This is a genomic window from Neoroseomonas terrae, assembly GCF_018129025.1.
GTDB classification, from domain to species: domain Bacteria; phylum Pseudomonadota; class Alphaproteobacteria; order Acetobacterales; family Acetobacteraceae; genus Neoroseomonas; species Neoroseomonas terrae.
In genome coordinates, this window is sequence record NZ_JAAEDI010000005.1 from 63758 (window position 1) to 77582 (window position 13825).

Below are 13825 nucleotides of genomic sequence, written 5' to 3' on the forward strand. Positions count from 1 at the left end.
GTGGAGAACGTCCCGCAGGATGACCACCCCGCGGCATCGCAGGTCCAATTGCATGTCCACAATCGGTCTGGACGCCCGCCGGCTGACGCCGCCTCGCGTCCCATGACCGTGCTCCGCCACGTTGCGGCCAGGGCAAGCCCCGTCTCCTACATCACCGACCGCACCACCAACATCGCGGCGAGCCCGGCCATCAGTCCGGGCAATAATCGCCGCCGGTCCGTCAGGCAGATCATCACTCCCACGACCAACCCGACCAACCGGGCCGCCAGCGGCACCTCTGCCAGCGTGCCTGCCAGCGCCACGATGGCCCTGGCGACGAAGGCTGCCAGCGTCGTCTGTGCGACCGCCGTTGCCCAGGCGATGGCGGGATGGTCCGGGACAGGCCGCCGGCCAGCCAGACGCCGGTCAGGCGCAGCGCCAGACAGGCCAAGCAACGCAAGGTCAGCCGGCGGCACGCCGCCGCCCCATCAGGAAAGCCACGGTCCCGCCGACCAGCCCCGCGATGAGCAGCGCCATGCCGGAAGGCAGCACGAAGGCGAGCGATGCGGCGGCCATGGCGACGCCTGCTGCACCGAAGGCCTCGCGAAGGCCAGGAAGGAAAGCGGACACGGCCGCCATGGTGCGGGGTCAGGGGTGGAATGGGAACACCACCGGCCGGCGTCACCCCGGCATGATCGCTGCCTTGCCGCCGGGCGTGGTACCGAAGGCTGCGCGGAAGGCAGCGCCGAAGGCCGGCGCGCTGGCATAGCCCACGGCCGAAGCCGCGCGCGCCGGCGTGGCACCGGCAGCCAGCAGCGCCGCCGCCTCTGCGAGCCGCAATGCCTGCCGCCAGCGGGCAAAGCCCATGCCGGTCTCGGCCTGGAACAGGCGGCGAAGCGTGCGTGGGCTGGCGCCGCTGCGCGTGGCCCAGCCATCGAGGGTCAGCGGGCTCGCCGGGTCGGCCGCAAGCGCTGCAGCCAGGCGTTGCAGGCGGGCGTCGCGGGGCTGCGGCACGGCGATCGGCAGGCGCGGTGCACGCCGGATCTCATCCAGCATCAGCGCAGCGAGCAGCCCGCCGCGGCCGCGCTCATCCCACTCCAGGGGCTCGGCGCAGGCCGCAAGGATCAGCTCCCGCAGCAGCGGCGAGACTGAGAGAGCGGCAGGATGGGCCGGCAGGTCCCGCGTCACATCCGCCCGCAGGAACAACGCGCGCATCGCGAGGCCCCGGGGCATGGCGACCGCGTGTGGTAGCCGGGCCGGCAGCCACAGGGCCCGGGCGGGCGGCACCGTGTAGCGCTCGGTGTCCGTGGTCACGCGCATGATCCCGTCGGTCGCGTAGAGCAGCTGCGCACGGTCATGGCTGTGGCGAGGGACAGCCTCGCCCTCGGGGTAGTCGCGGGCATAGGCAGCCAGCGGCCGGTTCACCCGGTCATGCGGCAGGTCCCGGCGTGGTGCGGCGGATTGGCCGTTCTGCGACAGGATTTGGCCAGACGTTGCCATGCGGCCGAGACTAGCCTTGGCAAACGTCCGGGGCAAAGCCTCGGCGAGAGGAAGAACCATGACACCGGCACGGCGCCAGGTGGTGTTCATCAACGCCGCCCACAGCTTCACCCATTATTGCCTGCTGATCCTGGCCACGGCGGTGCTCGCCATGGTCCAGCAGGACAGCGCGAATTTCGGCGGCGATTTCGGCCCGATCCTCGCTCTCGGCACCACGATGTTCGTCACCTACGGTCTCGGAGCGCTGCCGATGGGCTGGCTCGCCGCGCGCTTCGGACGACGGGCGATGATGGTGTCCTTCTTTCTCGGCACCGGATTCTTCATGGCCGCGACCGGGCTGATGGACGGCCCCGTCGGGGTGGGCATTTCCCTCGGGCTGATGGGCGCCTTCGCTGCGGTCTACCACCCGATCGGCACCGCCATGCTGGTGGAGGCGGCCGGCGACAGGGTCGGCCGCGCCATGGGCATCAACGGCGTGTTCGGCAACCTGGGCGTGGCCACCGCGCCGGTCGTCACGGCCCTGGTCGCGTTCACGCTCGGCTGGCGCTGGGCCTTCATCATCCCGGGGGTCGCCTGCTTCCTGGTTGGACTGCTCTACATGCGCGAACCCGACTTCGATGCGGTGAAGGCCGGCGGCGGCGCCCGCCCCTTCGCCCCGATCCCGCGCTCGATCGTCCGTCGCGCCGTGCTGATCCTGATGTCGATCGCGGCCGTCTCGGGGCTGGTGTTCAACGCCTACACCTTGCTGATCCCGAAGCTGATGCAGGAAAGGCTCGCCAACAGCCCGGACCTGCTGCCGGTGGTGGGCCTGCTCGCCTTCCTCGCGACCATCTGCGGCGGCGTCACGCAGTTCACCGTGGGGCGGATGATCGACAAGCGCACGTTGAAAAGCGTGTTCATGCCACTCGGCCTCGCTCTCGTGCCGGGGCTGCTGGCACTGTCCTTCCTGCAGGGCTGGGCCGTGCTGCCGGTGGCCGGCCTCGTCGCCGCCTGCGTCTTCGGCCAGGTGACGGTGAACGAGACCATGACCGCGCGCTACGTCGCGCCGGAGATGCGGGCGAAGCTGTACTCCATCCGGTTCACCGTCGGCTTCCTGGGTGCGGCCGTGGCGTCGCCACTCGTCGGCTTCCTGCATGAGGCGACGGGGTCGCTCGCGGTGGCGATGCTGGTGCTGGCAGCGGTGGCGACGGTGACGCTGATCTGCGCCTTCGCCTTCCCGGACCGGCAGGAGGAGCTCAAGCCGGAACTCTGGGCGCAGGCGCCGGAGTTCGAGGAGGAACGGCGAGTAGTGGCGCAGCCGGCGGAGTGAATGCCACGGAGATCGGAGGCGCGCTGCCCCTCCGAGCCACCCCGCCAGGTGCTTGGAGCACCTGGACCGCATTCTGTTGGCACCCGACACAGCAGGCACGCTGCTCCGTTGGGACAAGTTGCGCGCAAGGCTGCGTATCGGCGCGCATTCTGCCGTTGTCGGCCGGCGCCAAGTGGAGGATTGCAAAGGCCCTTCGGCCTTTGCTGGGGTGAGCCCGAGAGGGGCAAGGCCCCTCTCGGTCCTGTCTTCACCCGGCCGGCGCAGCCGGTGTCGCGGCTGGCGTCGGGGTCCCGGCCGGCCGTGGCTGGTTCATCATCGTGCCGGTCATCGGGATGAAGTACACGCCGACGTCCTTGCGACTGCGGACGCGGCCGTCTTCGTCCTTCGTATAGATGTAGAGGAATTGCCCGCGCCGGAACGGCTGCCCGATCGGGATCACCAGCCGCCCGCCCGGCTTCAGCTGCTGCAGCAGCGCGGGCGGCACGTACTGCGCTGCGCAGGTGACGATGATGGTATCGAAGCCACCCTGTACCTCCGGCCACCCGAAGAAGCCGTCGCCGACACGGGTTTCCAGGTTGGTGTAGCCGATCGGCGCGAAGATGCGCTGCACGGCGCTGCCGAGCGGATTGATGATCTCGATCGAATACTGCCGGGCGACGATGCGCGACAGCAGCGCCGCCTGGAAGCCGGAGCCGGTGCCGATTTCGAGCACCACATGCTCGGGTTTCGGCGCGCAGACCTGCGTCATGTAGGCTTGGCCGAGATAGTCCGACAGCGCCGAACCGAAGCCTAAGCCCCAGGGCTTGGGGTCGGTTTCATAGGCGTTGACGGCGCCGTTGGCGCGGCCTTCGTAGTTCCAGTGGAAGTACTCGCGCGGCAGCGTCTCGAAGGCGCGCAGCACGGCGGGGTCGGCCTCGCCGTTGAAACGGGATTTCAGATAGCTCTCGATGCGCCGCATCGCCGCCGGCTTGCGGGCCTGGATGGCGTTGAAGGCCTGCTCGCTGATGGCGGTTTCGCGGCCGGAAGCGCGCATCGCCGTCAGGTAGGCGTCCCGCGTCCAGCCGGCGCTGCCCTGGGCGCGGAGGAGCGACGGGGCCGCCAAGGCGCCGAAAGCGCCAAGCAGGAGCGAACGGCGGGCAACGGTCATGCGCGATTCCTCGGCCAGGAGAGTGATGCGGCAATGTAACAAATCATCCCGGCGACCAGAAGCCAGGACAGGCCCATGCCATGGCCGAGAAGGTTGGCGAGTGGCGTGGCGACCACGGAGAAGGCGCCGTTCAGCGCCCAGGCCCAGGGCAGCAGCGCCGGGCCTTCATGCTGGAAGCGGTCGAGCCCGAGCGGAAAGGGGAAGCCGAGGGCCAGCGAAATCGGCGCCAGGCTGACGACCAGCAGGGCCGCGCGCAGCGCCCAGGGCAGGTCCAGCGCGGCGAGGACCGCCGGCCTAACGCCGACCAGCGCCAGCAGCGAGCACCCCACCGCCACCAGCACCGCCACGCGCAGCGCCCGCCCCGGCGCCGCGACGCGACCGGCCCACATCGCGCCGATGCCCGAGAACACCAGCATCGTCGTCAGCACCAGCGCGAAGCCGGAGGTGCGGTCGCCCAGGAGCAGGGCGGCATGCTCGATGAAAGCGATCTCGATCAGCAGGAAGCCGAGGCCGAGGGCCGGGAAGTAGATCAGTGCCCGGCCCAGCACCGGCCCCGGCACGCGCAAAGACCCGCGGGCGGCGAGCGGCAGCACGGAGACGACCATCGCCAGGATGATCGCCTGCGCCAGCACGGCGACATTCACCAGCAGGCCGATCTCCTGCTGCGGCAGGATCTCGATGCGATTGAGGGCGGCGCCGAGTGCCGGCAGCCTCACCAGCGGGGACAGCCATGGACGGTCGGCGGTGACGGGAGACCGGTCGAAGGCATCCTGCGGCGGGATGCCGGCGAGGACCTGCTCGGCTTCCCGCGCCACGGCATCCTGCGCCTCCCCGGTTTGCTCGACGCTGGTGCTTTCGAGCGCGATCGGCGGCAGGTCGTTCCAGATCTCACGGCCTTCGGCAGGCAGGCCGGGCGCATAGGAGAGGTCGAAGGACCGTTCGTCGGCGAACGCGGCGAGGCGTTGCACACGCGCCTCGTCGAAGGGCTGCCGGGCGATCAGCACGCGCAAGTTCCAGGCCGAGCGAATGACGGCGACATGCCGCGCGGGCTCGGCCACGCCCGCGAGGCGCAGTGCCTCCCGCGCCGTCGCCAGCACCCGCACGGCATAGGCCGGCATCTCGCGGATACCGACCGGCACCGAGATCATGCCGTCCGGCTCTAGCCGGGCGAGGAAGCCGGCCAGCGCCTCGGCCGTGTAGACGTTGCGGTTCTGGTCATCGGCGCCGAGAAAGTCGCCCGCGATGTCCACAAGGTCATAGGTGCCCGCGGCGGTGAGCGGATGCGCGGCGGAGACCGCCACGCGCGGATCGACAGCCGGCGGTGACGACGGTCCCAGCCCGTGCAGCAACGCGTGTCGCAGCACCGGTTCCGGCTCGATCACCGTGACATGCGACGCGCCGAGGGCCAGCGCCTCCGCTGGCCGGAAGCCGCCCGCGGCGCCGAGCGCGAGCACGTTCGGCGCGTCCAGTAGCGCATAGGGCGCGCCGTCCAGCGCGGAGGGCGCATGCGCCGCCGCCGGTTGGCCGTTCGGCAGGGCGGCGATGCGCGATCCGTCCCGATACAGGCCGAAGGATCGCGGCGGCGCCGGCACGCCGAGCACGCCGGCATTGTTCGACACATCCGTGTCCAGCCGCTCGGTGAAGTTGTCGAGCAGCAGATAGACGCCGCGCGGCGACAGCACCTCCGCCACCACACGGCTGTCGGGCACGTTCATCGGCGCGTAGATCGCCTTGAACTCGTTCACCCGCGGCGCGGCGATGCCGAACACCGCCGCCTCAGTCGCGCCCAATACGACCAGCGCCGCGATGCGCCAGCGCGTTCCGCCCGAGATCATCGCTGCGATGGCCAGCAGCGGCAGCAGCGCCGGCACCAGCACGAAGGGGTGCAGCACGAACATCAGAACCAGCGCGAGCACCGCACCCGTGCCCGCGCCGAGAAGGTCGTAGCCATAGACGCGGCCGACCTCGTTCGAATGCACGACGAAGTTCAGCGAGACGGCGAGGCCCGCGAGGAAGAAGAAGGGGAACAGCGCGGCGTAGTAGAGCGCGATGTTCCAAAGCTGCGCACTTGCCGAGACCGGGTTCTGCAGCTCCAGCGGGTTGAACCCGTTCAGCGTCGCGCCGATCCAGCCTGCACCGCCCGCCGCCAGCATCGCGACAGGCAGCGCCGGCAACAGCCATCGCGCGTGGCGCAGAAACACCTGCCGCCCCAGCACCATCACCACGCCCGACACGGCAAAGCCTGTCATGGCGATGGAAATCACCCAGTACCCGTACTCGGACCAGCTCGCGACCGCGAAGAAGCGGGTGAGCGCGATCTCCACGCCGACGGCCGCGCCAGCGATGAGAAACAGCGGAATCAGCGACTGCATCAGCCCCAGGCCGCCCTGCGGGAGAGGAATTCTTCCATCGACGCATTGAAGCGCGCCGCCTCATCGACGAACAGCGCATGGCCGGCGCCGTCGAAGACCTCCACCATCGGCTGCGGATGGTTCTGCGCCACCTCCGCCGCCTGGTCCCGCAGCCGCGGCGTCACCGCGTAGTAGACGGGCCGTCGCACGGCATAGAGCGACTGCTTCCAGAACTCCCGCGGCCGCGGATAGGACAGCAGCCGGATCGAGGCCTCTACCGGCATCCGCTGCGCCTGCCGGGCGATGGCGGCGAGATACGCCGGATCCTGCGGCGTCCTGTACATGCTGGCGACGAAGCCCCGCACCGTCGCATCCCGCCGCTGCCGCAGGTTGATGAAGAAGCGCGACGGCGTGGAACGCGGCGGCGGGGCGCGTCCCTCGCCCACCGAATTGTCGATCAGCACCAGCCCCGCCAGCCGCTGATCCCCCGCCATGTCCGCATAGGACAGCGCATCGAGCACGCCGAGCGACCACCCTGCCAGGACCACCCGCCCGGGACCGACATGCTGGAGAAGATCGCGAATGTCCTGCCCACGCCGCGCCGGGTCATACCCGCTCCGTGGCACCTCGCTTTCCCCCTGGCCGCGTGGGTCGAGCGACACAACCCGCCAGCGACGGGACAGCGCGACGATCTGTGGCTCGAAAATGCTTGCCGGCATGCACCAGCCCGGGACGAAGACAACCGTGCGGCCGGTGCCAGCGTCGAGGTAGCGGAGGCGGACGCCGTCCGAGGTGGTGAACCAGCGCTGGACCTCGGTGGCGAGGGCGGGAGTCGCGAGGGTCGCCAGCGCGGCGGTCAGGATAGCGCGGCGGGTGTTGGAGAGGGGCGCTGCCCCTCTCCAAGCCTCACCCCGCCAAAGGCCGAAGGGCCTTTGGAAACCTTGACTTGGCGTTGGGCGCAGCGGTTCGGCAAGCATGGGTGGCAGCCCGCTGGGCAAAGTGCCAGAGGGATGCGTGGCGTTGGGCGCCGCGGTGGCGACGATATTGCGACGCGCCTTACGGGCCCAACTCCAAATCGAGGTTTCCAAAGGCCCTTCGGCCTTTGGTGGGGTGGGGCCCGGGGAGGGGCAAAGCCCCTCCTCGGTTCCGGCCCGCCGCGTCACAACGCCCGCCGCGCCTTGAACGCTGCCGCGAGCGTCCCGTCATCCAGTACGTCGAGCGCACCCCCGATCGGCACACCCTGCGCCAGCCGGGTGATCGCCGCGCCGGTCGGTTTCAGTCGGTCGGTGAGGTAGTGGTTGGTGGTCGCGCCATCGACGGTGGCGGGCAGGGCGAGGATGACCTCCTCGATGCCATTGGCCTCGATGCGCCGAAGCAGTGGTGTGACGGACAGGTCTTCCGGCCCGGTGCCGCCGAGGGCGGAGAGCAGCCCGCCGAGCACGTGATACGTCCCGCGATGGGCATGTGCGCGTTCCAGCGCCCAGAGATCGGCGACGCCTTCCACCACGCATACCAGCCGGCGGTCGCGGTGCGGGTCGTCGCAGATGTGGCATGGGGAGGCGGCGTCGAGATTGCCGCAGACCTCGCATGGGCGGACGGAATCCGCGGCGGCGCGAAGGGCATCGGCCAGGGGTAGCATCTTGTCGGCGGGGTCCATCAGCATCTTCAGCACGGCGCGCCGCGCGCTGCGTCGGCCGAGGCCGGGCAGGCGGGAGAGCAGCGAGATCAGATGCTCGATGGGGTCGTTCTGCATCACCCGCCCGGTTGCGCCCAGGCCCCGGCCGACTTCAGGCGCACAGCGGTGCCGGAGGCAGCGACCATCAGCATGCCGCCATTGCCCAGCACTTCGTAGTCGACATCGATGCCGATGACGGCGTCGGCGCCGAGCGCCTGGGCCTGCGCGGTCAGGTTGGTCATGGCGGCGTCGCGCGCACCGGCGAGCTCGCGCTCATAGGTGCCGGACCGACCGCCCACCACGTCGCGGATCGAGGCCATGAAGTCCTTGACCACGTTGATGCCGAGCACGGCGTCGCCGAAGACGATGCCGAGATAGGCATCGACCTCGCGCCCCTGGATGGTCGAGGTGGTGGCGTAGATCATCAGAAGGGCAGCTTCATGCCGGGCGGCAGGTTGATGCCGGCGGTCGCCTTCTGCATTTCCTCGGCCATGGTGGCTTCCACCTTCTGCTTGGCGTCGGCATGGGCGGCGACCAGCAGGTCTTCCAGCACCTCGCGTTCGTCGGCGATCATCAGCGACGGGTCGATGGTGACGCGGCGGAGTTCGCCCTTGCCGCTCAGGCGCACCTTGACCATGCCGCCGCCCGACGAGCCGTCCACTTCGGTCGCTTCCAACTTCGCCTGCATTTCCTGCATGCGGGACTGCATCTGCTGGGCCTGCTTCAGCATGTTGCCGAGGTTCTTCATGGCGTGGCGTGCCTCATGGTTCAGTCGTCGTTGAGGGGTTCGTCGTCGGACCAGGCGGTCTCAGCCTCGGGTGGCGCGAAATCTCGGCCTTCCATGGCGTCGTCGTCCGGTTCGGCGGTGAGGGCGGCGGGCGTGGGCAGCAGGCCATAATCATCGGCGGCGGCGTCGCGCACGGCTTCGATGGTGGTGCCGGGGAAGGCGGCGAGGATGGCCTGCACCAGCGGGTGGGTGCGCGCGGCTTCGAGGCGGTCGCTCTCCGCGCTGCGGCCCTGGGCGGCGAGGGTGGGCTCGCCTTCCTCATTGCTGATGGTGACGGTCCAGCGCGTGCCGGTGCGGTCGGCGAGCAGCGTGGTCAGCTGCGCCGCGAGGTCGCGCGGGGCGGAGGGTTCGGGACGGATCTCGACGCGGCCGGGCGCGATGCGGACAGGGTGGACGTAATGCAGCAGGTTCGCGTGCAGCATCGGCTGGACGCCGGAGGCCAGCGCGACGACCTCCCGCCATTCGCGCGGCTGCGGCAGTTCGGGCGTCGGAAGCGGCATCACGGCCGCCACGGGTCCGCCGCCGGCCATGGCGCGCAAGCCGCCGGACCCGCCCCCGCCCGGCGTCGGGCGCGGCGCGGCATCGGCACCGGCTTCCGTCAGGCGCTTCACGAGTTCGCCCGGCGTCGGCAGGTCAGCGACATGGGCGAGGCGGATCAGCACCATCTCGGCCGCGGCGCGGCGGTCGATGCCCTCCTGCTGCACCTCCGCGATGCCCTTCAGCAGCATCTGCCAGGCGCGGGCCAGGGTCGGCACGGACAGGCGCAGCGCCAGCGCGGAACCCCGTGTGCGCTCCGCCTCCGGCAGGGTCTGGTCATCCTTCAGCGCGGGCGCGGCGCGGAAGCGCGTCAGCAGATGCGTCAGCTCCGCGAGGTCCTGCAGCACGGCCAGCGGATCGGCGCCGACTTCATGCGTGCGGTCCAGGATGGCGAGCGCGCCGGCGACATCCCCGCCCATCACTGCTTCCATCAGGTCGAAGACCATGAAGCGGTCGGCGAGGCCGAGCATGTCGCGCACGCTCTCGCCCGTCACAGGGCCGCCGCCCGCCAGGCCGATGGCTTGGTCGAGCAGCGACAGGCCGTCGCGTACGGACCCGTCGGCGGCGCGGGCGACCATGCCGAGTGCCTCGGCCTCGGCCTGGACGGCTTCCTTCTGGGCGATGCGGCCGAAATGGTCGCGCAGCACGTCCATCGGCACGCGGCGCAGGGAGAAGGTCTGGCAGCGGCTGCGGATGGTGACCGGCACCTTGCGCAGCTCGGTCGTCGCCAGGACGAAGGTGACGGAGGTTGGCGGCTCCTCGAGCGTCTTCAGGAGCGCGTTGAAGGCGGCGCCCGAGAGCATGTGGCACTCGTCGAGGATGAAGACCTTCTGCCGCGCCTGGGCGGGGCGGAAGCGCAGCGCCTCCCGCAGTTCCCGCACATCGTCGACGCTGTTGTTCGAGGCGGCGTCCATCTCGGTCACATCGGGGTGACGGTCGGCGAGGATGGCGCGGCATTCCGGGCAGACGCCGCAGGGGTCGACGGTCGGGCCACCCTTCCCGTCCGGCCCGATGCAGTTCAACGCGCGGGCGATGATGCGGGCCGTGGTGGTCTTGCCCACGCCGCGCACCCCGGTCAGCAGGAAGGCGTGGTGCACCCGCCCCTGGGCGAAGGCGTTGCGCAGGGTGCGAACCAGGGCTTCCTGGCCTATCAGGTCATCGAAGGTGGTCGGGCGATATTTGCGCGCCAGGACGCGATAGGGAGCCGAAGCGGGCGGCGAGGGGACAACCGGTAAAGGAGCCGCCGCGGCCGGCGGAGGCGCCGGATCGCCGAACAGCCCCGGCCCTTCGGGCGCGGGTGGCTCGGGCAGGCTTTCCTCGACCGCCGCGGCGTCCTGATCCTGTGCGGAGGGGTGGCCGAGGAGGTCCGAAGCCATGCGTTCCCTGGATGCGGCGCGGCCGCGCAGGGCCGGTGAAACGGTGGAAGGCCGGCAAGCGACCCGGGCGAGAACCCGTTACGGCTGCTTCCTTCCGGACCTGACCGGGTTGGCGGGGAGCCCGTCCGCCGCCGACCTTCCGAGGGCACCATATCATGTCGCAGGGGTCAGACGCCAATGGGGGGTCCGAGCGTTCCGCGTCCGGCCCCTATGCCGGCACGTCGCCGGTCGCTTCCGCCAGGCGCCGGCCCAGATTGCTCGACAGCTGACCCGGGAGCGACGCCTGGAATCCGCCGTGTTGTCCGGCAGGCGTACCGACGGCATGGGCGCGGGACAAGTCGTGCGCTCTGGGAAGCCGGCATCGCCGAGGCCATCGAGCCCGTCTCGACCGCCGAGCCGACTGCGATGGCGCTTCGTCTGGCGCGGAAGGAAGGCCTTTTCGGGCCGAGGCGCTCCGCGGATGCCAGCGTCGGAACGGGCATCAAGTCGCGCCGCCGGCCGGGTGCCGCGGTGGCCGCCTGACGCTCGCCTCCTGGATGGACGGAGGCAGGGGCGCATGGCACGTTCCGGGCTGCATGCTCTCCATCCCAGCCAGCCGCCCCAATGCCTATACCGGCAGCCCGCTCGACCGCGCCGGTGAGAAGCGCGACGACGCGGACTTCATTGCCGCCGCCCTGACCCATCCGGACACGCTGTTCGCGCCGGTCTGGCGCGCGCGGAGCCTGATGAAGGGCGTCGCCGACGGCCACCCGGAGGCGGTGCTGCTGACCGGCGCCGCGGCTGAGGCCGTGCGCATGGCCGATGGCCCCTGGGCCTTCCTGGGCCTGTGGGAAGGCCGGCCGGCCTTCGCCGTGGATTGTTCCCACGCCGACGACCCGCTGCCGCTGCTGCCCGACGGCATGGGCGCCTTCACCGATCTCCGCCAGGTCGCCGGCCTGTTGCCGCCGGGTGAGGCGAGCGTGCTCGCCCATGCCCGCGGGCTGATGCATTGGCGCACCAAGCACCGCTTCTGCGGCATCTGCGGCAATCGGTGCGAGGCGCGCTCCGCCGGTCACGTCATGGTCTGCCAGGGCTGTGGCGCGCAGCATTTCCCGCGCACCGACCCGGCCGTGATCATGCTCGTGGTGCGCGGCGATTCCTGCCTGCTCGGCCATTCGCATCGCTTTCCCAACGTGACGATGTATTCGACGCTGGCCGGCTTCGTGGAACCGGGCGAAAGCCTCGAGGAAGCGGTCCGCCGCGAGGTGAAGGAGGAAGCTGGCGTCGATGTGGGGCAGGTACTCTACCATTCCTCCCAGCCCTGGCCCTTCCCGTCGTCGATCATGCTGGGCTTCCATGCCGAGGGCCTGTCGGACGAGATCCGCATCGACCCCGAGGAGCTGAAGGATGCGCGCTGGTTCTCGCGGGACGAGATCCGCAACCATCAGGCACTCGGCTTCGCCCTTCCGCGCGCCGATTCCATCGCGCGCCGCCTGATCGAGGATTGGATGACCGTATGAGGGCGGCCTGGACCCCTGCTGCACTGGTCGCGGCGATGCTGACCCTTGGCGCCTGCGAGACGGGCGGTGTGTGGGCAAACGTGCCGGCGGACAATTCCCCCGACGGGCTGGCCTGCCGGGTGGAGGCGGAGAACGACCCGGAAGCGAAGCGGATCGCTTCCACCATGACGTCGGGGAACGCCGCGCATGATGAGGTGGTGCGGCAGGAACTGCTCGCGTTGCTGCCGCGGCTCTACCGCGCCTGCATGCAGCGCCGCGGAGCGATCCGCGGCGGGGTTGAGCCGGTGCGGCGAACGACGTTCTGACGGAGTTGGGGAGGGGTCGCACCTCGCCGGCATCTGGCCTCAGGCCGAAGGGCGCTTTGCCTCACCAGGTGCCTTTCGAGCGCAAGCGCGGGTTTCGGCAGTCATCCTGCCCGCGCTGCCCAGCGCCAGGCTGAGGTTTGCAAAGGCCTTTCGGCCTTTGCCGGGGTGGGGTTCGGGGAGGGGCAGAGCCCCTCCCTGATCCAACACACCAGACTTGCCTCGGATTTTGCCCCCTCAGGCTCCCACACGCGCTTGCGAGGGCGGACTGTTCCCCTTGCCGCCACACCGCTGCCGCGCCACCTGAACGGGCATGAGCCTCGCCACCACGACGCCCGGCCTGCTGCCGCCCGCTGCTGAGCGCGAACTTCGCGACGCGCGGCAGACGCTGGAAAATCCTTCCCTCGCGGCGCGCCTTGCCAGTGCGGCCGGCATGCCGGTGGAAGCGTTGCGCGCTCGCCTGCCGTCATTCGTCCAAGGCGGGTTGGACAGCGCGGTGCGGACGGCGCTCTCAACGGCGATGAATGCCGCGCTGCGCTCCGGTCCGAAAATGACGCCGCTGCCGGTATCCTCGCAGTGGTTCCATCGCGGCCTCGCCGCGGCAAGCGGCGCTGTCGGTGGTGCCTTTGGCCTGCCCGGCACGGTGGTGGAACTGCCGGTCTCGACGACCATCCTGCTGCGCCAGGTGGCAGCCGTCGCGGCGGAGGAGGGGGAGGATCTCGATGCCCCCGGCGCTGCGGCGGAATGCCTGAAAGTCTTCGCGCTGGGCGGCACCACCCCGTCGGACGACGCGGCGGAAAGCGGCTATTTCGCGGTCCGGCTGGCTCTGGCCGAGGCGCTGAAAGGCACGATCGGCCAGGCGGCGATGCCGCGCTTCGTCGCGGCGGTAGCCGCGCGGTTCAGCGGCACGGTGGGGCTGAAGCTGTCAGCCCAGGCGGCGCCGATCATCGGCGCGGCAGCGGGGGCGGCGGTGAACCTCGCTTTCCTCGCCCATTTCCGCAGCATCGCGCGGGCGCATTTCACGCTACGGCGGCTGGAACGCACCTATGGCGCCACGGCGGTACGCGCAGCCTGGGTCGCCCTCGCCGAGAGCCGTGACGCGCCGTTCCTCCCCGACTAGGCCGGCTCAGCCGCGAGGGCGCGGTGCTTCGATCACGAACAGGCGGTGCTGCGCGGTATCGACGCGGCGCCGCATCTCATCCCGCCAAACGCGCTCGGCGGTCGGCAGGTCGTGGAACGGGCCGTGCAGTTCCTCGGTGCCCGCCTCAAGATCCCGCCACGTGGAATCCGTGAAGATCCCGCCCCAGACGAACCACAGTTTCCGTTCCGCCATCGTCCTGCTCCCACCTGATGCCGCGCGTTT

15 protein-coding genes and 1 other RNA gene are annotated in these 13825 nt (G+C 70.5%); 4 read left to right on the top strand and 12 right to left on the bottom strand.

The window, feature by feature from the left end; all coding sequences use genetic code 11:
- Positions 1–146: 146 nt before the first annotated feature.
- Genes GXW78_RS05445 through GXW78_RS05455 form a run of 3 tightly spaced genes read right to left on the bottom strand, consistent with a single transcriptional unit; the run spans position 147 to position 1479 of the window.
- Positions 147–455 carry a hypothetical protein gene (locus GXW78_RS05445; protein ID WP_211866790.1) on the bottom strand — a complete coding sequence of 103 codons (309 nt, stop codon included), beginning with the start codon at positions 453–455 and terminating at the stop codon, positions 147–149.
- A complete protein-coding gene (locus tag GXW78_RS05450; protein ID WP_211866792.1) occupies positions 442–609 on the bottom strand; it encodes a hypothetical protein in 168 nt (55 codons plus the stop codon). Before GXW78_RS05450 ends, GXW78_RS05445 begins: the two co-directional genes overlap by 14 nt.
- 51 nt (positions 610–660) lie before the next feature.
- On the bottom strand, positions 661–1479 hold the full coding sequence (locus tag GXW78_RS05455) for a helix-turn-helix domain-containing protein (protein WP_211866794.1): 819 nt from the start codon (positions 1477–1479) through the stop codon (positions 661–663).
- Between the two features lie 58 nt (positions 1480–1537).
- Between GXW78_RS05455 and GXW78_RS05460 the strand changes: the two genes are divergently transcribed.
- Positions 1538–2788, top strand: a complete 1251-nt coding sequence (locus GXW78_RS05460) for an MFS transporter (RefSeq protein ID WP_211866796.1) — start codon at positions 1538–1540, stop codon at positions 2786–2788.
- Between the two features lie 247 nt (positions 2789–3035).
- Here GXW78_RS05460 and GXW78_RS05465 read toward each other — a convergent pair whose 3' ends face one another.
- The 8 genes from GXW78_RS05465 to ffs all read right to left on the bottom strand — a co-directional run bounded on the left by GXW78_RS05465 (position 3036) and on the right by ffs (position 10799).
- Positions 3036–3935: a protein-L-isoaspartate O-methyltransferase family protein gene (locus tag GXW78_RS05465; RefSeq protein ID WP_211866798.1), complete on the bottom strand. Its 900-nt coding sequence runs from the start codon at positions 3933–3935 to the stop codon at positions 3036–3038.
- Entirely contained in the window at positions 3932–6307 is a 2376-nt protein-coding gene (locus GXW78_RS05470) for a spermidine synthase family protein (RefSeq protein ID WP_211866800.1), read from the bottom strand. Before GXW78_RS05470 ends, GXW78_RS05465 begins: the two co-directional genes overlap by 4 nt.
- Positions 6307–7263, bottom strand: a complete 957-nt coding sequence (locus GXW78_RS05475) for an alpha/beta fold hydrolase (RefSeq protein WP_211866803.1) — start codon at positions 7261–7263, stop codon at positions 6307–6309. Before GXW78_RS05475 ends, GXW78_RS05470 begins: the two co-directional genes overlap by 1 nt.
- A 182-nt stretch (positions 7264–7445) precedes the next feature.
- Positions 7446–8039: a recombination mediator RecR gene (gene recR / locus GXW78_RS05480; protein ID WP_211866805.1), complete on the bottom strand. Its 594-nt coding sequence runs from the start codon at positions 8037–8039 to the stop codon at positions 7446–7448.
- Positions 8039–8386 carry a YbjQ family protein gene (locus GXW78_RS05485; protein ID WP_211866806.1) on the bottom strand — a complete coding sequence of 116 codons (348 nt, stop codon included), beginning with the start codon at positions 8384–8386 and terminating at the stop codon, positions 8039–8041. The genes recR and GXW78_RS05485 overlap by 1 nt, the downstream gene beginning before the upstream one ends.
- Entirely contained in the window at positions 8386–8709 is a 324-nt protein-coding gene (locus GXW78_RS05490) for a YbaB/EbfC family nucleoid-associated protein (RefSeq protein ID WP_211866807.1), read from the bottom strand. Before GXW78_RS05490 ends, GXW78_RS05485 begins: the two co-directional genes overlap by 1 nt.
- A gap of 20 nt (positions 8710–8729) precedes the next feature.
- Positions 8730–10661, bottom strand: coding sequence for a DNA polymerase III subunit gamma/tau (locus GXW78_RS05495; RefSeq protein WP_211866808.1), 1932 nt, complete (start codon positions 10659–10661; stop codon positions 8730–8732).
- A gap of 45 nt (positions 10662–10706) precedes the next feature.
- Positions 10707–10799: signal recognition particle sRNA small type (gene ffs / locus GXW78_RS05500), an RNA gene on the bottom strand.
- A 437-nt stretch (positions 10800–11236) separates the two neighbouring features.
- Here ffs and nudC point away from each other — a divergent pair.
- From nudC to GXW78_RS05515, 3 genes are all read left to right on the top strand, one after another.
- Positions 11237–12160, top strand: coding sequence for an NAD(+) diphosphatase (nudC, locus tag GXW78_RS05505; protein WP_211866809.1), 924 nt, complete (start codon positions 11237–11239; stop codon positions 12158–12160).
- Positions 12157–12465 carry a hypothetical protein gene (locus GXW78_RS05510; RefSeq protein ID WP_211866810.1) on the top strand — a complete coding sequence of 103 codons (309 nt, stop codon included), beginning with the start codon at positions 12157–12159 and terminating at the stop codon, positions 12463–12465. Before nudC ends, GXW78_RS05510 begins: the two co-directional genes overlap by 4 nt.
- A gap of 310 nt (positions 12466–12775) precedes the next feature.
- The gene (locus tag GXW78_RS05515) at positions 12776–13582 is read left to right on the top strand and encodes an EcsC family protein (RefSeq protein ID WP_211866812.1); all 807 of its coding nucleotides are present in this window, start codon (positions 12776–12778) and stop codon (positions 13580–13582) included.
- A gap of 6 nt (positions 13583–13588) precedes the next feature.
- Here the strand turns inward: GXW78_RS05515 and GXW78_RS05520 are convergent, their stop codons facing one another.
- Positions 13589–13795, bottom strand: coding sequence for a DUF4170 domain-containing protein (locus GXW78_RS05520; protein ID WP_211866814.1), 207 nt, complete (start codon positions 13793–13795; stop codon positions 13589–13591).
- Between the last annotated feature and the right edge of the window lie 30 nt (positions 13796–13825).